The following is a 16,969-nucleotide window of genomic DNA, read 5'->3' as shown; positions in this document are numbered from 1 at the left end:
AACCACCGCGGCCCGGCGCGGTCGTGGATTGGTCCGCGGCCTGCCGGGTAGCCGACGGACGTGGCCCGCACAACCGTCGTCATCGCCTCGCGCAACCGCGTGGCCAGCCTGCTGCGGACGTTGTCCCACCTCAGCGAGCTGGCGGTGCCGGTGATCGTGGTCGACAACGCCTCCACCGACGCCACCGTGGCGCGCGTGCGGTCGGAGTTCCCCGAGGTCCGGGTGCTGCAGTCGCCGGTGAACCTCGGTGCCGTCGCGCGCAACCTGGGCGTCCGGGCCGCCCGCACCCCGTACGTGGCCTTCGCCGACGACGACTCGTGGTGGGCACCCGACGCGTTCGAACGCGCCGAGCCGATCTTCGACGACCACCCGGACCTCGCGGTGATCGCCGCGCGCACCCTCGTGGGGCCTTCGGAACGGCCGGACCCGATCACGCCGTTGCTGCGCGACAGCCCGTTGGGCACCGGTGTCGCGGGACCGGCGATCCTCGGTTTCATGGCCTGCTCGGCGATCGTGCGGCGGCAGGCGTACCTGGAGGTGGGCGGCTTCAGCCCGGTGCTGTTCTTCCGCGGCGAGGAAACGCTGCTGTCGTGGGACCTCGCGGCGGCGGGATGGGCGCTCTGCTACGTCGAGGACGTGGTGGCGCACCACCACCCGGCCACCTCACGTGCGCCCGGTGGCGACCTCGTCGAGCGGCGCAACGCCGTGCTGACGTCGTGGATGCGACGGCCGGTGCACCGCGCGGTGGCGGCGTCGTTGCGGGACCCGCGGGCGTTCCGCGCGGCCGTTCCCAAGCTGCGCCAGGCGCTCCGGCAGCGACACGCGCTGCCGAAGCACCTGGAGCACCAGATCAGGAAAGCGAGCGGACCGCCGCGGCGAGGCGCGTGATGCCCTCGTCGATCTGCTCCGGCGTGACGCCCGAGAACGCGAGGCGCATGGCGTTGTCGCCGCCCTCCAGCAGGAAGTCCGAGCCCTTCACGAACTCGACCTCGTGCTCCTTGGCGACGCCGAAGAGCTTCTCGATCGAGACGCCCGGCAGCTCCACCCACATGAAGTAGCCGCCCTGCGGCGCGGTGAAGACGGCCTCCGGCAGCTCGCGCCGCAGCGCGGCGACGAGAGCGTCCTTGCGCGCACGCAGTGCCGTGCGCACGTTGACCACCGACTCCTCAAGACGACCGGAGCGGCAGTACGAGTTCACGATCGACTGCGCCACCATGTTCGGCGAGATGTACGTGGTGGTGGCGATGTCCTGGATCTTCTTGATGATCGCCTTCGGGCCGACCAGGTAGCCGCAGCGGATGCCGGGCGCCATGGTCTTCGAGAACGACGACGCGTAGACGACCTTGTCGTTGCGGTCCTGCGACAGCATGGTCGGCAGGGGCTCGCCCTCGAACCGGACCTTGATGTAGGGGTCGTCCTCGAACAGCACGAAGTCGTACTTGGCCGCGAGGTCGAGCAGCCGCGCCCGCTTCGCCTCGGACAGCGTGTAGCCGGCCGGGTTGTGGAAGTTCGGGATGATGTGCGCGAGCGACGGCCGCACACCGCTCTCCAGCAGCTGCTCCAGCGCGTCGACGTTGATGCCGTCGGTCTCCAGCTCGATGGCGTGGATCTTGGCACCGCGCTGGCGCAGGTTCAGCAGCGTGCGGTCGTAGGTCGGCGCCTCGACCACCACGTCGTCGCCCGGCTGCACGAGCAGCTCGAACAGGAACGCGTCGGCCTGCATCGAACCGTTGGTGACGAGCACCTGCTCCGGCTCGACACCGTGCTGCTCCGCGATCCACGCGCGCAACGGCACGTAGCCGACGCTGGTGCCGTACGCGAACGTGCCGCCGGGGTCGTCCGTGAAGGCTTTCTGCGCCGCTTCGCGCAGGCCCTCCTGGTCGATGATGTCGAGAGAGGGCGCTCCGCGCGTGAACAGAATCGAGGCCATGCGCGGAGCGTACAACTCCCACGATTTGGGCTACGGGCGATATACGTACTCGTTGAGCTGCTGCACCGCCTGGGCCGCGTTGCCCAGGTGATAGAGATCGACCGCCAGGTAGTTCGGCTTCTTCCTGGCGGCGGGCTGACAGAACTGCTGAGCTCGATTCAGCACCTTGCCGTTGTCGTTCGTCGCCGTGCCGGTGAACGGCACGTCGCGGAAGTGGTTCATGACGAACAACGGCTGGAAGCTGCCCGTCGCGGTCAGCGGCTTTTCATCCCATCGGCTGTAACAGGACCAGTCGGAGTCACCCACGCCCGGCCCCATCGACCAGTAGTTCTCGACCGTCCAGTCCCGCTGGTACAGCACCCCGGAGTCCTCCCGGCCGTCCCTGCCGTGGTCGGTGAAGATCAGCAACCGCTTGTTCGCCGCCTGCAGCTCGCTGCGCCGCGGCCACCCGTTCTGCGGCACGCCTTCGGCCCGGTACAGGACGTCGTTCAACCCCTGCACCTTGCGGAGTTCGTTTCGCAGGGTGTTCGCGTCGACGTAGTCCTCCAGGAAGACCGTGATGATCTCGCTCCGATTGTTGCGGAGAAAATCCACGATCCGCTGAATGTCGACGTTGAGCGCAACCGGCCGGCTCACCAGCGTGCAGCTGTTGTGGCACAGGATCGCGCCGTCCGGCGTCTGGTGGATGTCCAGCATGAATCCGCGCACGCCGTCGCCCAGCTGCTGCACGATGCCGCGCGTCTGGTTCTTGGCGAGGTCGACGAACGGCGGCGCGAACCCGCCGTCCACCCCGTTCGCGTAGGCGTTGTGGGCGGTCAGGAACGTCATCTGGTCCAGCCGCGGATCGGCCGGCACGGGCTCGGTCTGGGCCTGCGTGGGCGTCAGGTACCAGCGGGACTCACCGCCGAGGCCGAAGAATTCCCATTGATCACCGAACTGACGGAGCTCGTGAACCGTATCCCCTTGTGAGCACGAACCCATGGTGAGCTGGCGGGTGATGCACTGACCCGGCGAGTCGGTGTTCTCGAACCTCCCGTCGCTCAGTCGCCATTGCTGGTGGTCTTCGTTGCCCTTCGGGCGGTGCAGGGCCAGTCCGGTGCCGCTCTGCGCGACGTTGAGGCCGGTCCGGACACCGGTGAGGTAGTACGTGCCCGACGGAGCCGCGTGCGCGGCGGTCGGCACCAGGGGAAGCAGCAGCAGCGCTGCGACGGCAGGGAGGTATCGCACGGTGACCAGAGTCACCCACTTGAGTGAAACATGAAACGTCCTCAGGCGTTTGGACGTTTAACACTGTGGGTATCCCACGCAACGTCCCACCCTCTTCACCGGTAGTACAACTCCACCCGGCAGCCGTCGCCCAGCCGAAGGGTTAGGGCCGGTTCTGAGCGCCGCCTTCACAAGCCGCGCAGGGTTCGACTCCCTCGGTTGCCACGCGAACTCGGGCGCGGAGCGCCCTCACGGACACCGATTCCCGCGGTGGAAGCGGTGGCGTCGCGGTCGACGGGCCGCGACGCCCGCTTCGGTCAACGCCGCATGCCCGGGCATGAAGAAGCCCGCCCGGCCGCAAGGACCGAGCGGGCTTCCCGGAAACAACTCAGATGGCGCGGACGGCCTGTGCCTGCGGTCCCTTCTGACCCTGGCCGATCTCGAACTCCACGCGCTGCTTCTCCTCCAGCGACTTGAAGCCGTTGCCCTCGATCTGCGAGTAGTGCACGAACACGTCCGGACCACCGCCGTCCTGCGCGATGAATCCGAAGCCCTTCTCGCCGTTGAACCACTTCACGGTGCCCTGCGCCATACCAATTGCTCCCTAGAGTTCATGCCCCCGTCGAGCGGGGTGTGCGGGCAGTCTGCCAGCGGACGGTCTCTCTCACATCGTGGTTAGCCCGGTGGTGTGACGAAGTAAGTTGAACGCGGTACCACCGAGAGGAGCAGGGATGACGAACTGGCTGGACGTCGCGCATGAGGTCGCCGCGACGCTCAGGTCCGACGCGGCGGAGAGGGACCGGGCCAACCAGCCACCGGCGAAGGAGGTGGAGCTGCTCCGGCAGAGCGGCCTGCTGAACGTCCGGGAGTGGGACCTGCAGCAGCGGATCAACCGGGTCGTCGGCGCCGCGGACGCGAACATCGGGCACCTCCTCGGGTACCACTACCTGCAGATCTGGCGCAGCGGGCTGTTCGACGTCCCCTTCAGCGTCCGGCCCGACCAGTTCTGGGCGGGCGTCAGCAACCCGCTCGACGCGGCGCTGGAGCTCACGCCCAACGGCAGCGGATTTCTGCTCAACGGCCGCAAGACGTTCGCCACCGGCGCCTCCCAGGCCGACCGGATCGTGGTCAGCGCGACCCGCACGGACAACGGCGAGAAGCTCACGTTCCTGCTCGACGGCAAGGCCGACGGAATCACCTACCTGGACGACTGGGACAACATCGGGCAGCGGCTGACCGCGTCCGGCGGCGTCAACTTCGAGAACGTCGAGGTGACCGAGATCCTCGGCGTGCAGCCGGCGGGCGAGGACCCGCGGCTGAGCCTCGCCGCCATCGGGTTCCAGCTCGTGCTGGCCCAGCTCTACGTCGCGCTCGCCGAGGGCGCGCTGCAGGAGGCCGCCGACTACACCCGCACGAAGACGCGGCCGTGGTTCGTCAGCGGGGTCGAAGCGGCCACCGAGGACCCGTACATCGTCGCCGCCTACGGCGAGATGGTGTCGCAGACCAGGGCCGCCGGGCTGCTCGCGGACGAGGCCGGACGGCAGCTCTGGGAGGCCTCCGAGCTCGGCCGGCACCTCACCCCGGCCAAGCGCGCGGAGGTCGCGGTCGCCATCTCCGCGGCCAAGGTCGTGAGCACCAAGCTCGTGAACGAGGTCACCAGCCGGATCTTCGAGCAGGTCGGCGCGCGCGGCACGGCCGCCAAGTACGGCGTGGACCGCTTCTGGCGCAACGCCCGCACGCTCACGCTGCACGACCCGGTGGTCTACAAGGCCCGCGAGGTCGGCGAGCACTTCCTCACCGGCGCCCGCCCCGCCTACACCGGGTACAGCTGATGCAACCGGTTCTGGCCGACTCGGTCCGGCTCACCGACGAGGGCGTGCTGATCCTCGACCGCCGCGAGTTCCCGTTCGAACGCAACTGGGTGCTCTGCCGCACGGCCGAGGACGTCGCACGGGCGATCGAGGACATGGTCACGCAGTCCTCCGGCCCGTACTTCGCGGTGCTGTACGGCATGGTGCTCAAGGCGCGCACCCTCGAACACCTCCCGTTCGACCAGGCCCGCGCGGAGCTCGCCAAGACCGCGGCGGCGCTGGAGAACACCAGGCGCACCAACAACGCCCTGCGCAAGGCCACCAAGATCGTCCTCGACGCGGTCGACGCCGGACAGGACGTCGGGCACGCCCTCAAAGGCGCTGAGGAAGGCGACCGCAGGTATCGCGCCAGGAGCCAGGCGCTGGGGGAGCACACCGCGAATCTGCTGCCACAGCGGGCGACCGTCCTCACGCACTGCTGGGCCGACCTCTACCTCACCGAGACGGTCAGGGCGGCGCAGCAGCAGGGCAAGCAGCTGCGGTTCTTCTGCACCGAGACCCGCCCCTACCTGCAGGGTGCGCGGCTCACCGCCGAGACGTTGATCGAGATGGGCGTCGACACCACGCTCATCACCGACGGCATGGGCGCGGCCGTGCTGCAGTCCGGCGAGATCGACGCGTTGGTCACGGCGGCCGACCGGGTCACGATGGACGGGCACGTCGTCAACAAGGTCGGCACACTGGGGTTGGCCGTGGCGGCGCACGCGTTCGGCGTACCGTTCCACGCCCTGGTGCAGGCACCGGACCGGCAGGCGCCGACCGCGCGGGACGTGCCGATCGAACACCGCGACGGCGCGGAGGTGCTCCAGGTGCTGGGCAGGCCGAGTGCCACGCCGCGGGTGAAAGGGCTGTACCCGGCGTTCGACGTGACGCCGCCGATGTTCGTCACGGACGTGGTGACGGACAGGGGCGTTTTCGGCGCCGGTGAGCTGGACAAGTACTACGAGGGAGAACAGCGGTGAGCAAGTGGGTCGTGCTCGACATCGAGGGCACGCTGAGCGCGACGGACCAGGTGCTGGTCGTCCTGTACGACTACGCCCGGCCGAGGCTCGGGCCGTGGATCGAGCAGCACGGTGACGACCCGGTGGTCGCCGACGCCGTCGAGCAGATCAAGGAACTGAGCGGCCACGACGACGTTGTCAAGGCGCTGCACGACTGGATGGACGCGGACCAGAAGGTCACGCCGCTCAAGACGTTGCAGGGCCTCATCTGGCAGCAGGGCTACGCGCAGGGCGACCTGGTCGCGGAGTTCTTCCCGGACGTCGTCCCCGCGCTGCGCAAGTGGCACGACGACGGTGTGAAGCTCGCGATCTTCAGCTCCGGCTCGGTCGCGGGTCAGATCGCGTTCTTCCAGCACACCACCGACGGCGACCTGACCCCGTTGCTGGAGCACCACTTCGACACGGTCAACGCGGGCCCGAAGCGCGAGGCCGAGTCGTACCGCAAGATCGCCGCGGTGCTGCAGAGCGACGACATCACCTTCTACAGCGACGTCCCGGCCGAGCTGCACGCCGCGCAGGAGGCGGGCTGGAAGACGGTCGGCGTCGCGCGCGCCGGTGAGCCGTACGGCAACGCCGACTTCACCCCCCACCCGACCGTCTGGGAGCTTTCGTGACCGCGGAGCTCGCTCGCGAGTGTGCCCGATACGCCGCGATGGGCTGGATGCGTGGCACGTCGGGCAACCTTTCCGTTGTGCTGCAACGAGATCCACTGCGCCTCGCGGTCACGGTCAGCGGCGTGGACAAGGGCGAGATCACCGCCGAGGACAGCGTGGTGATCGACGCCGACGGCAACGCGGTCGACAGCGACAAGATCCCGTCCGCCGAGGCCGGCCTGCACGCCAGGATCGCGCGCGTCGCGGGCGCGGGCGCCGTCGTGCACGTCCACGCGCTGGCCCCGGTCGTCGCGGCAGAGCACTGGCCGGACGGCGTGGTGCTGCGCGACCTCGAAATGCTCAAGGGCTTCGGCCGCCAGGCCCACGAGGAGGTCGTGGTCCCGGTCGTGCCGAACTCGCAGGACATGGTCGAGCTCGGCGACGCGTTCGAGAAGGGCTTCGACGCGGGCGTGCCGGCGTTGCTCGTCGCCCGGCACGGCGTGTACGTGTGGGGCGACGACCTCGTGCAGGCCCGGCACCGGCTGGAATGCCTGGAGTGGTTGCTGCGCTTCAAGGTGGAGACGCGGGAAATCTTTACGGGGAGGCACTCATGACGCTGCTGACGGTGTGGCCGGACTCCGGCCCGGAGGAGACGCTCCTCCGCACGACCGACCCGGAGGAGATCGCCACCGCGCTCAAGGAGCACGGCGTGCGCTTCCACCGCTGGTCCGTTGTGGACGGTGTGACCGCCGAGAACGCCTTGCGGGTCTACGAGTCCGACGTCGCCCGCGTCAGCGAGACCGAGGGCTACACCTACGTCGACGCGATGGAGATGACCCCGGCCGGCACCGACGAGTACCGCGCGAAGGCCGTCGAGTTCCGGGGGAAGTTCCTCGCCGAGCACACGCATGACGACGACGAGGACCGCTACTTCGCCCGTGGCGCAGGCGTTTTCTACCTGCACATCGGCGACCGGGTGTACGCGGTGCTGTGCGAGGCGGGCGACCTGCTGAGCGTGCCGGCCAACACCACGCATTGGTTCGACATGGGCACCACGCCCGACTACGTGTCGATCCGGTTCTTCCACGACGACGACGGCTGGATCGGCAACTTCACCGGCAGCGACATCGCGACGAGGTTCCCGACGTTCGACGAGCTGCGTTCAGGCGTCTGACGCGGAAGGCTGCCGACCGAGGTTGATCACCGCCAGCACGTGCAGCACCAGACAGAGCGGCACGCCGAAGGTCGGGATCAGGCTCATCGGCAGCCGCCCCAGCAGGTCTGTGTTGACGTCGGTGGCGAGCAGGCCGATCGGTGTGTGCGAGTGCAGTGTGCCGAGGGTGACCGCGATGAGCAGATCGGCGATGCCCAGCGCGGTCCAGGCCAGGTAGGCCCGTCTGCGGTGCAGCAGCGCGGCGGCCACGATCGGTGCCGTCATGCCGATGAACACGTCGCCGAGGCCGGCGGGCCACGCGAACCCGCCGGGCAGCAGGCCTTGGCCGGCCAGCACGATGAACACGAACCCGCCGATGCGCCACATCTGCAACTGGGTCAGCAACCGCAGGTCGAGTGAGCGCACCCAGGTGCGGAACCGCGGCGAGCAGACGCCGAGCCCCACGGCGAGCAGGGGCGGTCCGCCCGCGGCGATGCCCAGCGCGACCGGCGGTGTCCCGTCCGGGGCGAACAGCCCGCCCGCCCCTGCGAGCAACGCCGCCACGAGCCAGGCGGCGACGCCCCAGACAGGCGCACCGCGGCGCGTCGGCATCGGCGAGATCAACTGAGCAGTCATGTGAACTCCCGGGAAGTAGTCACTTTAAATTTGCAAGTGACTGTAGCCAGGGTTACTTGTAGAATGCAAGTGACAAGGAGGTGCGGATGGCACTGCGTTCGGACTGCGCGATCGCGGCAACCCTGGACGTGCTCGGAGACCGCTGGTCGCTGCTGATCGTGCGCGACCTGATGTTCAAGGGCACGTTGCGCTACGGCGATCTCGCCGCGGCCACCGAGGGCATCCCGACCAACACGCTCGCCGACCGGCTGCGCAAGCTCGAAGACGCCGGGATCGTCGACAAGCAGGCCTACACCGACCGTCCGCCGCGCTACGAGTACACGCTCACCGACCGTGGCCGTGCGCTCGGCCCGGTGCTGGACGCGATCGCCACCTGGGGCGTCACCCACATACCGGGAACACGGCGTCTCGGCCGAGCGACCCTAGAGTGAGCCGCATGAGCTCACAGGTGGCGGTGGCATCGCTCGGCGGCACGATCACGATGACCGGCTCTGGCGCCGTGTCACCGACCCTCGGCGCTCGGGACCTCGTCCAGGGTCTCGACGTCGGTGAGATCGCCACCCTGGCCACGATCCCCGGCGCCTCGCTCACGTTCACCACGCTGCTGGAGGCCTTCGACTGGGCCGACAAGCAGGTCTCCGGGGGCGCGCGAGGCGTCGTGGTCATCCAGGGCACCGACACCCTCGAAGAGACCGCGTACTTCTTCGACTGCCTGTGGCCGCACGAGGAACCGCTCGTCGTCACCGGCGCGATGCGGCACCCCGGCCTCGCGGGCGCGGACGGTCCGGCCAACCTCGCGGCAGCCGTGGCGACAGCGGCTGCCGCCAACTCCCGCGGCCGCGGCGCACTGCTCGTCCTCAACGACGAGATCCACGCCGCCCGCTGGGTCCGCAAGTCGCACAGCAGCCTGCCGAACGCCTTCGCGTCGTTCCCCGGACCGCTCGGTCTCGTCGTCGAGGGCGCACCGCGGTACTTCCACCCCGCACACCAGCTTCCGGCGTTGTCACGACCGCAGGACGTGCCGGTGGTCCCGCTCGTCGAGGCCACTTTGGACGATGACGGCGCGATCCTCGACTGGCTCAACGTCAAGGGCGCGGTCGTGGCCGCCACCGGCGTCGGGCACGTTTCGGAGGGCATGGCCCAGGCGATCTCGCGGGCGCAGTTCCCGGTGGTGGTGGCGACGCGGACGGGCGCCGGTACGACGTTCCGCAACACCTACGGCTTCACCGGGTCCGAGTCGGACCTGATCGAGCGCGGCGCGGTGATGGCCGGCTGGCTATGTCCCCGTAAGGCACGCGTGCTGCTGCGGCTCGCTATCGGCGCGATGGCACCTATCGAGGACGTTTTCGCTGCTCGGGGCGGCATTTTCTAGCTCTTTTTCACCCGAATGAGCCCGTTCCATGGATTGAAACCAAGCCCTACCGTCGAAGGGCATGACCGCGATCATTTCCACCCCGTACAGCCGGGATCTCGGCGATGAGCTGCGCCGCCTGAGGGAGTCCTGCACCTCGTTCAACGGCCGCGCCATGGCCGTCCAGCTCGGCTGGGACCCGAGCAAGATCTCCGACATCGAGCTCGGAAAAGCGCGCGCGAGCGATGTCGACGTCGTGCAGTACCTGGCGACCTGCGGCAAGGACATCGACTTCATCGACGCGTTCCGCAAGCGCTACTACAACGCTTTCGATCTGTACTTCGCTCAGATGTCGGACAACGTGGGCACACTCGCGATGACAGAGGCGATGGCCAAGAAGATCTTCTCCTACGACGTCCTGATCGTGCACGGCCTGATGCAGACGGAGGACTACGCACGGCAGTTGTTCGTCGACTCCCACATCGAAGCTCCTGATGACATCGAGCGGCTCGTCCAGGCACGCATGGACCGGCAAACGATCATGCGGCGGGCAAACCGACCGGAGTGCGTGTTCTTCGTGCACGAGCTGGCCCTGCGGATGCAGCTGGGTGACGCGCGCATTCGTGAAGAGCAGTACCTGCGTCTGCTGTTCAACACCCACATCCTCAGGGTCGTGCCCGCGAGCATCTGTTCTTTCCGCTCTCCGGTCACGTTGTACGAGTTCGGCAAGGCGGCTCCGGTCGTGTACAGCGAGACCGAAACCGCCCAGGTGTGGGCGCAGGACAGCGTCGCCGTCGCGCGGACCAGGCGGCTCTTCGAACGGCTGGATGCCGTGGCGCTGGATGCGGAACAATCGAAGCGCAGGCTGGCGGAGTACGTCAGCGGTCTTCGAGAGGATCCCCATGTCGGCGGAACGGACCTGGCGTAAGAGCAGTTACAGCAACGGTGGTACGGCACAAAGCTGCGTCGAGGTGTCGCTCGCCCAGGACGCCCTGGTTCGCGACACGAAGAACGCGAGCGGCGGCGTACTCGCGTTCTCCACGGCTGCCTGGCGCGCCCTGCTCAACTGGCTCTGACCACCGAGGTGTTCACGGTCTCCACCGTCACCCGCACGGTCTGAGGCGCGAGCGACTGCAGGTACTGCGCGTGGTCCGGCCCGATCGTCTCGCTGAACGCGATGAACCCCAGCCGGGGCAGGTCGAACGCGGTCGTGGCGCAGAAGTCCTCCAGCCGGTCGAAGCCGCGCCGGATGCCGGTGGCGTCCAGCCCGAACGCCGCGTGCCGGTCCAGCTTGGCCGCGCCGATGTCGAGCAGGTGCAACGCGTGCAGGGCGTGCGTGAACGCCATCGCGCACACCTCGATGCGCGCGCACGACACCAACAGCGTGCGCACCATCGACGGGTGCAGCGACTTGCCCGAGGTGCGCAGCACGACGTCGACCTCGGCGTCGCGGAACAGCTCGACGATCTCGAACAGGCCCGGCACGCCGAGGGGTTCCCCTCCGCCCAGCGTCACGGTCTCCGGTCGCATCGAGATGAGCGCACGAGCGATGTGCAGCATTCGCTCGTGGCTGAGTCGCGCGTGTGCGATGTCCCAGGTGATGTCCATGCGGTTCTGGCCCCCTTCGGCGGATGTCGCCGATCCAATCCAGGGACCAGTCCCGCTGTCAGGTGACCGTTGTCCCGAGTTACGAGGGACTTCCGAGTCCCGCCTCGCGGGCGCGCACGATGGCCTGGGCGCGGTCGGCGACCTGCAGCTTGGTGAAGATCGCGGACACCCGGTTGCGCACGGTCTTGCCGGACAGCGAGAGCTTGTGGGCGATCGACGGGTTGTCCAGCCCGGACGCCATCAGTTCCAGCACGTCCCGTTCGCGGTCGGTGAGCTGCGGGAACAGCACCGCCTTGGACGACGAGATCGCGGTGAAGTAGCCCATCATCCGTTGCGCGATGGTGGCGCTGAAGATCGCCTCACCGGCGCCGATGGCCTGCACGGCGCGCACGATCTCGTCGTCGTCGGTCGTCTTGACGAGATAGCCGCGCGCGCCGGCCTTCATCGCCGCGAACACCAGTTCGTCGTCCTCGTGCATCGTCAGCACGAGGACGCCCAACGACGGCAACGCCTCCAGGATCCGCTTGGCCGCCTCGACGCCGGTCAGCCCCGGCATGTGCAGGTCCATCACGACGACGTCGGGCACTAGATCCAGCACGACCGACACGGCGGAAAGCCCGTCCGCCGCCTCGCCGACCACGGAGAGGCCGTCCTCGCCGTCCAGCAACGCCTTCAGGCCGCGCCGGAACACCGGGTGGTCGTCCGCGATCACAACCCGCGTCATTGGGCCTCCAACGGGATCCGCGCCACCACCCTAGTGCCGTGTGGTTGCGCGGGTCCCACTGTGCACGATCCACCCAGTTCGGCACAGCGTTCACGCATCGAGCCGAGCCCGACACCGGGGCGCGCGTCGGCCGCGACCCCGTTTCCGTCGTCGACGACCTCCACCACGAGGTCGCCGTCGGTCCGCACGGAGATCACGCACGTCGAGGCGCCGGAGTGGCGCGCGGTGTTGGTCAACGCCTCCGCGACGATCCGGTAGGCCGCGACCTCCACGGCCGCCGACAGCCCGTCGATCTCCTCGGCCTCAACACGAACCGTCAGGTCGCCGTTGAACCGCGCGGCCTCGTCGCGCACCGCCAGCGCCAGCCCCTGGTCGAGGATCGGCGGCCGCAGCCCGTCCACGAGCCGTCGCACCTCGCCGGCGGTCGAGTCGACGTCGGCCAGGACCGGGTCCAGCACGTCACCCACGGATCGGCGCAAAGCCTTGAGCTGCAAGCGAATCCCGACCAACGCCGGTCCGACGCCGTCGTGCAGGTCGCGCCGCAACCGCAGCCGTTCCTCCTCGCGCGCCCGCACGAGCCGTTCGCGCGCGAGCTGCAGGTCGGCGGTCAGTTTGATCGACTGCGCGGCCGGGGCGGTGGACCGGGCGAGGTCCACGAGCAGCGCGAGCTCGCGGTCGCTCAGCCTCTCGTCCGGCGCTCGCGGTTCGACGACGAGATCACCGACCTGCGTGCCGCGATAAGTCATCGGAAAGCGCAGCTGCGGCCACCCGCGGCTGCGTCCGTGTTCGGCCAGCACCGAGCCACCGCGGATCGCCACGTACGGCAGCTTCAACGACTCGGCCACCGTGGCGGCCACGGTCGGCAGCACGTCCTGCGAACGCTCCAGCTTCTCGCTCAATGTCGACAAAGCGACATAGGGGTCGGAGCGCTGGCCGAACAGCCACCGGTCGAGCCTGCGCTGCACCCAGCTGCGGATCGGCGCGAACACCAGCCCCGCCGCGACCACCCCGATGACCTCGGCGTCGTTCCCGAGCAGCTCGCCCGCACCGACCATCACGCCGAGGTAGACCAGCAGCAGCACCACGGTCAACGAGCCGTAGAGCAACGACCGGTGGATCAGCAGACTGATGTCGTAAAGCCCGTACCGCACGATCGCGATGACCGCAGCAGCAGGAAACGCAAGCACGCCGACGAGCCATGCGACGTGTCCGTCCGTGGTCTCGACAACGGTCGCGGCGACCGCGAGCCCCAGCAACGCGACCGCCCACACGAGCAGCCGTCGTTCGTCGCCTTCCGCCCGCCGCCACCGCAGCGCCAGCGACACCACGGCCGCGATCAGCGCGACCCCGGCCGCGAGCACGGCGATCAGCGTGATCGTCTTGGCCGCCCCGCCCCCGTGCATCTGCCAGAAGCTGTCCGGGTCGCCCCACGACGCCCAGGCGATCCCGACCGTGCCGGCGACCGCGCTGAACAGCGACACACCGATGGCGATCCACCAGCGGTTGGACAACGGTCTGCCGTTGGGGAAGACCAGACCCACGGTCGGCAACAACGCGTAGGTGGGCCACCAGACCCATGCCTCGACCCACGACGCCGGATGATCGTCCGGCCACCCGGCGACGGCGACGGCGACCGCGCCGCACGCGCCCATGGCCAGCAGCAACCACCCGACGGCCGACCTGCGGACGTGGCCGATCACCCGCACCCCGAGCAGGGTGCAGGCGAACGCGACCAGCCAGTTCCGCGGATGCGAGACCACGCCGGTGACCGCTGTGTGCACGACGGCGAAGAGCACACACGCGGCCACCAACGCGCCAACGACCCGAGCGAGGCCTACCTCGCCGCGGGTCAGTCGCTGAGCCAGTGCCACAGGTTGTGGAACGGAGAACCCTCGTCGAGGGTCGTGTCCCCTGACCAGCCCTGGAACGTCATGATCCGCTGGCGCAGCTCGTCCACGGTCATCGGCGAGGCGGCGTGGTGGGTGTGGGTGAAATCGACGTCCCCAGGCGGCGGATTGATCGCGCGCGCCTGAAGCTCCGCGTACCAGGCGAGGAGCTCTTCGTCGGACATGTGCGAAAAGTACGGCGGTACCACTGTCTGCCCGGACTTCGACATGTCTGGAAGGAGTCGCGGGCACCCGGCTGGATACACGAGTGCCCGCGATCGGTCCGGACTACCTCACGGCAGCACCTGGATCTTGCGGCCCTTACCGGCCTTGAACTGGTCCAACGCCCCCGCGTAGTCGGTCAGCGGCACCCTGTCGCTGATGAAGACCTCCGGGTCCAGCACCCCGGTCGCGAACAGGTCCGCCGCTCGTTCGAACGAGTGCAGCACCGCCATCGACCCGGTGATGATGATCTCCTGGTTGTAGATCCGGTACGGCTCGATCGTCACGCGGGCCGAGTAGTCGGAGACGCCGAACTGCAGGAACGTGCCGCCCTTCGCGACCCGGCCGAGCCCGTCCTGGATCGCCTTCTCGTTCCCGGTGGCGTCGATGACGACGTCCCAGCCCTCCGGCCGGTCGAGCTCGTCGGCCGACCCCGCGGCGGCCGTGACACCGAGCTCGACCGCCGTCTCCAGCCGGTCCGGGTTCAGATCGACCACCTCGATCGACGACGCGCCGGTCAGCTTCCCGAGCTGCAGCATCATCAGGCCCATGGTGCCCGAGCCGTAGATCAGCACCCGCGAGGCCATCGACGCGCGCAGCACGTCGTACCCGCGCACCGCGCACGACAGCGGTTCGATCAACGCCGCGTCCTCGGTCCGCACGTGGTCGGGCAGCTTCACGCAGTTCGCCACCGGGGCCACCGCGAACTCGGCCGCGCCGCCGGACGTCGTGACGCCGATGGCCGCCCAGCGCTCGCACAGGTTGTTCTTGCCGGAACGGCACATCCGGCACTCGTGGCAGTACAACGAGGGGTCGACGGCCACGCGGTCACCGACCCGCACCTCGTTGACCTGCGACCCGATCTCCACGACCGTGCCCGCGAACTCGTGGCCCGGCACGACCGGCAGGGTGGGCGCGAACTCGCCCTGCAGGATGTGCAGGTCCGTGCCGCAGATACCGCAGGCCGCGACGTCGACGACCACTTCGCGCGGACCGCAGGACGGATCGTCCACAGTGGTCACTTCGACGGACCCGACGCCGGTGATGACCGCTGCTTTCACTTGACCGCTCCCAACGACAGGCCCTGGACCAGCTTGTCCTGGGCGGCGAACCCGGCGATGAGCACCGGCAGAGACACCACGACCGCGGCCGCGCACACCTTCGCCAGGAACAGGCCCTGGGAGGTGACGAACCCGGTCAGGTACACGGGCGCGGTACCGGCGACGACACCGGTCAGCACCCGTGCGAAGAGCAACTCGTTCCAGCTGAAGATGAAGCAGATCAACGCCGTCGCGGCGATGCCGGGCATCGCGATCGGTGCCACCACCCGGCGCAGGATCGTGACCAGGCCGGCCCCGTCGATCGACGCCGCTTCGAGGATCTCGCGCGGCACCTCGGACAGGAACGAGCGCATGAGCCACACCGCGATCGGCAGGTTCATCGAGCAGTACAGCAACGTCAGGAACGAGATGTTGTCGAGCATCCCGGAGAACTGCGCGATCAGGTAGATCGGCAGCAGCGCCGCCACGACCGGCATCATCTTGGTGGACAGGAAGAAGAACAGCACGTCGGTCCACTTCTCGACCGGCTTGATCGACAACGCGTAGGCCGCGGGAATCGCCAGCAGCAGCACGATGACCGTGGACCCGATGGAAGCGCTGAACGAGTTGATCAGCGGTGGCCACGCGCCGCCGTCGAAGAACTCCGCGTACCCGTTCAGGGTCAGCGGTGCCGCGACGGACGGCGGGTTCGTGGCCGCGTCCGTCTCGCTGTGCAGCGAGGTCAGGAACATCCACGCCACCGGCGCGAAGAACACCAGGCCCGCGAACCAGGCGAGCACACCCCACACGCGGCTCATCGCGCCTCCTCCTTGAACAGCGAGGACACCACGCGCAGCGCGAACGTCGCGATGACGATGGATCCGGCGACCACGATCACGCCGGCCGCGGACGCCTCGCCGTACTCGTGGGCCTGGTAGAAGGTCTGGTAGATCATGTACGGCAGGTTCGCCGTGCCCAGCCCGCCGGACGTGATCGTGAAGACCGCGTCGAAGTTCTGCACGATGTAGATGGCGCCGAGCAGCGCGCCGAGCTCCAGGTACTGCCGCAGGTGCGGGAACGTCAGGTACCGGAAGATCTGGAACGGTGACGCGCCGTCGATCCTCGCCGCCTCGACGGGTTCGATCGGCTTGGACTGCAGGCCGGCCAGCAGGATCAGCATCATGAACGGCGTCCACTGCCACACCAGCGACAGCACGACGGCGGTCATCGGCATCGAGCTGATCCAGTCCGGCTGGGCGTCGAACCCCAGCCAGTTCAGGATGCCGTTGAACAGGCCGTACTCCGGGTTGTAGAGCACGTGCTTCCAGATCAGCGCGGCCGCGACCGGCACGACGAGGAACGGCGCGATCAGCATGGTCCGCACGAACCCGCGGCCGCGGAACTTCTTGTCCAGCAACAACGCGAGGCCGAGGCCCAGCACGAGGCTGATCAGCACCACGGACGCCGTCAGCACGATCGTGTTCACAATGGACGATCGCAGTTTCGGGTCGGTGAACACGTTGACGTAGTTGTCGAACCCGGCGAACCCGCGGTTGGTGGGATCGAGCGAGTTCCACTTCAGGAACGAGATCACCAGCGTCGCCACGAACGGCAGCTGCGTCACGATGATCAGGAAGACGAGCGCGGGCAGCAGTGGCGCCCGCGTCGCCCAGCGCTTCGGCGCCCTGCGGGGGACGGGAGGCGGCCGGTCCACGACCGACCGCTCCGCGCGCGTGAGGACGGCCATC

General features: G+C 68.6%; 21 protein-coding genes. 10 read left to right on the top strand and 11 right to left on the bottom strand.

Annotation, left to right across the window (positions count from 1 at the left end):
• Positions 1 to 60: 60 nt before the first annotated feature.
• Positions 61 to 888, top strand: coding sequence for a glycosyltransferase family 2 protein (locus tag ACWEIJ_RS33805; protein WP_449841299.1), 828 nt, complete (start codon positions 61 to 63; stop codon positions 886 to 888).
• Here the strand turns inward: ACWEIJ_RS33805 and ACWEIJ_RS33800 are convergent.
• The 3 genes from ACWEIJ_RS33800 to ACWEIJ_RS33790 all read right to left on the bottom strand — a co-directional run bounded on the left by ACWEIJ_RS33800 (position 851) and on the right by ACWEIJ_RS33790 (position 3,728).
• Positions 851 to 1,930 (bottom strand): aminotransferase-like domain-containing protein, encoded by a 1,080-nt coding sequence (locus ACWEIJ_RS33800; RefSeq protein ID WP_449841298.1) that lies wholly within the window; start codon positions 1,928 to 1,930, stop codon positions 851 to 853. The two genes, ACWEIJ_RS33805 and ACWEIJ_RS33800, sit on opposite strands and share 38 nt — an antisense overlap.
• Before the next feature lie 30 nt (positions 1,931 to 1,960).
• On the bottom strand, positions 1,961 to 3,157 hold the full coding sequence (locus tag ACWEIJ_RS33795; protein WP_449841297.1) for a PI-PLC domain-containing protein: 1,197 nt from the start codon (positions 3,155 to 3,157) through the stop codon (positions 1,961 to 1,963).
• A 367-nt stretch (positions 3,158 to 3,524) separates the two neighbouring features.
• Positions 3,525 to 3,728, bottom strand: coding sequence for a cold-shock protein (locus ACWEIJ_RS33790; RefSeq protein WP_109639991.1), 204 nt, complete (start codon positions 3,726 to 3,728; stop codon positions 3,525 to 3,527).
• 139 nt (positions 3,729 to 3,867) lie between these two features.
• Between ACWEIJ_RS33790 and ACWEIJ_RS33785 the strand changes: the two genes are divergently transcribed.
• From ACWEIJ_RS33785 to ACWEIJ_RS33765, 5 genes are read left to right on the top strand one after another with little or no spacing between them, the layout of a single operon-like run.
• On the top strand, positions 3,868 to 4,968 hold the full coding sequence (locus tag ACWEIJ_RS33785) for an acyl-CoA dehydrogenase family protein (RefSeq protein WP_449841296.1): 1,101 nt from the start codon (positions 3,868 to 3,870) through the stop codon (positions 4,966 to 4,968).
• On the top strand, positions 4,968 to 5,969 hold the full coding sequence (locus ACWEIJ_RS33780) for a s-methyl-5-thioribose-1-phosphate isomerase (protein ID WP_449841295.1): 1,002 nt from the start codon (positions 4,968 to 4,970) through the stop codon (positions 5,967 to 5,969). The genes ACWEIJ_RS33785 and ACWEIJ_RS33780 overlap by 1 nt, the downstream gene beginning before the upstream one ends.
• Positions 5,966 to 6,622 (top strand): acireductone synthase, encoded by a 657-nt coding sequence (mtnC, locus tag ACWEIJ_RS33775; protein ID WP_449841294.1) that lies wholly within the window; start codon positions 5,966 to 5,968, stop codon positions 6,620 to 6,622. Before ACWEIJ_RS33780 ends, mtnC begins: the two co-directional genes overlap by 4 nt.
• The gene (gene mtnB, locus ACWEIJ_RS33770; RefSeq protein ID WP_449841293.1) at positions 6,619 to 7,215 is read left to right on the top strand and encodes a methylthioribulose 1-phosphate dehydratase; all 597 of its coding nucleotides are present in this window, start codon (positions 6,619 to 6,621) and stop codon (positions 7,213 to 7,215) included. Before mtnC ends, mtnB begins: the two co-directional genes overlap by 4 nt.
• Positions 7,212 to 7,775: a 1,2-dihydroxy-3-keto-5-methylthiopentene dioxygenase gene (locus tag ACWEIJ_RS33765; RefSeq protein ID WP_449841292.1), complete on the top strand. Its 564-nt coding sequence runs from the start codon at positions 7,212 to 7,214 to the stop codon at positions 7,773 to 7,775. Before mtnB ends, ACWEIJ_RS33765 begins: the two co-directional genes overlap by 4 nt.
• Here the strand turns inward: ACWEIJ_RS33765 and ACWEIJ_RS33760 are convergent.
• Positions 7,764 to 8,390 (bottom strand): hypothetical protein, encoded by a 627-nt coding sequence (locus tag ACWEIJ_RS33760; protein ID WP_449841291.1) that lies wholly within the window; start codon positions 8,388 to 8,390, stop codon positions 7,764 to 7,766. The genes ACWEIJ_RS33765 and ACWEIJ_RS33760 overlap by 12 nt on opposite strands.
• An 86-nt stretch (positions 8,391 to 8,476) precedes the next feature.
• On the opposite strand from ACWEIJ_RS33760, the gene ACWEIJ_RS33755 reads away from it, so the two are divergent.
• From ACWEIJ_RS33755 to ACWEIJ_RS33740, 4 genes are all read left to right on the top strand, one after another.
• Positions 8,477 to 8,821 carry a winged helix-turn-helix transcriptional regulator gene (locus ACWEIJ_RS33755; RefSeq protein ID WP_449841290.1) on the top strand — a complete coding sequence of 115 codons (345 nt, stop codon included), beginning with the start codon at positions 8,477 to 8,479 and terminating at the stop codon, positions 8,819 to 8,821.
• Between the two features lie 5 nt (positions 8,822 to 8,826).
• Positions 8,827 to 9,762 carry an asparaginase gene (locus tag ACWEIJ_RS33750; protein ID WP_449841289.1) on the top strand — a complete coding sequence of 312 codons (936 nt, stop codon included), beginning with the start codon at positions 8,827 to 8,829 and terminating at the stop codon, positions 9,760 to 9,762.
• Positions 9,763 to 9,823: 61 nt separating this feature from the next.
• Positions 9,824 to 10,669, top strand: coding sequence for a helix-turn-helix domain-containing protein (locus ACWEIJ_RS33745; RefSeq protein ID WP_449841288.1), 846 nt, complete (start codon positions 9,824 to 9,826; stop codon positions 10,667 to 10,669).
• A complete protein-coding gene (locus tag ACWEIJ_RS33740; RefSeq protein WP_449841287.1) occupies positions 10,644 to 10,817 on the top strand; it encodes a DUF397 domain-containing protein in 174 nt (57 codons plus the stop codon). The genes ACWEIJ_RS33745 and ACWEIJ_RS33740 overlap by 26 nt, the downstream gene beginning before the upstream one ends.
• Here the strand turns inward: ACWEIJ_RS33740 and ACWEIJ_RS33735 are convergent.
• The 7 genes from ACWEIJ_RS33735 to ACWEIJ_RS33705 all read right to left on the bottom strand — a co-directional run bounded on the left by ACWEIJ_RS33735 (position 10,804) and on the right by ACWEIJ_RS33705 (position 16,968).
• Positions 10,804 to 11,349 (bottom strand): hypothetical protein, encoded by a 546-nt coding sequence (locus tag ACWEIJ_RS33735; RefSeq protein WP_449841286.1) that lies wholly within the window; start codon positions 11,347 to 11,349, stop codon positions 10,804 to 10,806. The two genes, ACWEIJ_RS33740 and ACWEIJ_RS33735, sit on opposite strands and share 14 nt — an antisense overlap.
• A gap of 79 nt (positions 11,350 to 11,428) precedes the next feature.
• The gene (locus ACWEIJ_RS33730; RefSeq protein ID WP_449841285.1) at positions 11,429 to 12,073 is read right to left on the bottom strand and encodes a response regulator; all 645 of its coding nucleotides are present in this window, start codon (positions 12,071 to 12,073) and stop codon (positions 11,429 to 11,431) included.
• The gene (locus tag ACWEIJ_RS33725) at positions 12,070 to 13,869 is read right to left on the bottom strand and encodes an ATP-binding protein (RefSeq protein ID WP_449841284.1); all 1,800 of its coding nucleotides are present in this window, start codon (positions 13,867 to 13,869) and stop codon (positions 12,070 to 12,072) included. Before ACWEIJ_RS33725 ends, ACWEIJ_RS33730 begins: the two co-directional genes overlap by 4 nt.
• 53 nt (positions 13,870 to 13,922) lie before the next feature.
• Positions 13,923 to 14,144, bottom strand: coding sequence for a hypothetical protein (locus ACWEIJ_RS33720; protein ID WP_449841283.1), 222 nt, complete (start codon positions 14,142 to 14,144; stop codon positions 13,923 to 13,925).
• A gap of 108 nt (positions 14,145 to 14,252) precedes the next feature.
• Positions 14,253 to 15,242 carry a zinc-dependent alcohol dehydrogenase family protein gene (locus tag ACWEIJ_RS33715; RefSeq protein WP_449841282.1) on the bottom strand — a complete coding sequence of 330 codons (990 nt, stop codon included), beginning with the start codon at positions 15,240 to 15,242 and terminating at the stop codon, positions 14,253 to 14,255.
• Positions 15,239 to 16,039 carry a carbohydrate ABC transporter permease gene (locus ACWEIJ_RS33710; protein WP_449841281.1) on the bottom strand — a complete coding sequence of 267 codons (801 nt, stop codon included), beginning with the start codon at positions 16,037 to 16,039 and terminating at the stop codon, positions 15,239 to 15,241. Before ACWEIJ_RS33710 ends, ACWEIJ_RS33715 begins: the two co-directional genes overlap by 4 nt.
• Positions 16,036 to 16,968 (bottom strand): carbohydrate ABC transporter permease, encoded by a 933-nt coding sequence (locus tag ACWEIJ_RS33705; RefSeq protein WP_449841280.1) that lies wholly within the window; start codon positions 16,966 to 16,968, stop codon positions 16,036 to 16,038. Before ACWEIJ_RS33705 ends, ACWEIJ_RS33710 begins: the two co-directional genes overlap by 4 nt.
• Position 16,969 lies beyond the last annotated feature (1 nt).

Source organism: Lentzea sp. NPDC004789, assembly GCF_053601075.1.
This window is presented reverse-complemented; position numbering and strand designations above follow the sequence as displayed.

Bases quoted from the DNA above. Each gene is read 5' to 3' on its own strand.
- ACWEIJ_RS33800 (WP_449841298.1), bottom strand. From the start codon at position 1,930: ATGGCCTCGATTCTGTTCACGCGCGGAGCGCCCTCTCTCGACATCATC.
- ACWEIJ_RS33790 (WP_109639991.1), bottom strand. From the start codon at position 3,728: ATGGCGCAGGGCACCGTGAAGTGGTTCAACGGCGAGAAGGGCTTCGGA.
- ACWEIJ_RS33785 (WP_449841296.1), top strand. From the start codon at position 3,868: ATGACGAACTGGCTGGACGTCGCGCATGAGGTCGCCGCGACGCTCAGG.
- ACWEIJ_RS33780 (WP_449841295.1), top strand. From the start codon at position 4,968: ATGCAACCGGTTCTGGCCGACTCGGTCCGGCTCACCGACGAGGGCGTG.
- ACWEIJ_RS33765 (WP_449841292.1), top strand. From the start codon at position 7,212: ATGACGCTGCTGACGGTGTGGCCGGACTCCGGCCCGGAGGAGACGCTC.
- ACWEIJ_RS33760 (WP_449841291.1), bottom strand. From the start codon at position 8,390: ATGACTGCTCAGTTGATCTCGCCGATGCCGACGCGCCGCGGTGCGCCT.
- ACWEIJ_RS33755 (WP_449841290.1), top strand. From the start codon at position 8,477: ATGGCACTGCGTTCGGACTGCGCGATCGCGGCAACCCTGGACGTGCTC.
- ACWEIJ_RS33750 (WP_449841289.1), top strand. From the start codon at position 8,827: ATGAGCTCACAGGTGGCGGTGGCATCGCTCGGCGGCACGATCACGATG.
- ACWEIJ_RS33745 (WP_449841288.1), top strand. From the start codon at position 9,824: ATGACCGCGATCATTTCCACCCCGTACAGCCGGGATCTCGGCGATGAG.
- ACWEIJ_RS33740 (WP_449841287.1), top strand. From the start codon at position 10,644: ATGTCGGCGGAACGGACCTGGCGTAAGAGCAGTTACAGCAACGGTGGT.
- ACWEIJ_RS33735 (WP_449841286.1), bottom strand. From the start codon at position 11,349: ATGGACATCACCTGGGACATCGCACACGCGCGACTCAGCCACGAGCGA.
- ACWEIJ_RS33730 (WP_449841285.1), bottom strand. From the start codon at position 12,073: ATGACGCGGGTTGTGATCGCGGACGACCACCCGGTGTTCCGGCGCGGC.
- ACWEIJ_RS33720 (WP_449841283.1), bottom strand. From the start codon at position 14,144: ATGTCCGACGAAGAGCTCCTCGCCTGGTACGCGGAGCTTCAGGCGCGC.
- ACWEIJ_RS33710 (WP_449841281.1), bottom strand. From the start codon at position 16,039: ATGAGCCGCGTGTGGGGTGTGCTCGCCTGGTTCGCGGGCCTGGTGTTC.
- ACWEIJ_RS33705 (WP_449841280.1), bottom strand. From the start codon at position 16,968: ATGGCCGTCCTCACGCGCGCGGAGCGGTCGGTCGTGGACCGGCCGCCT.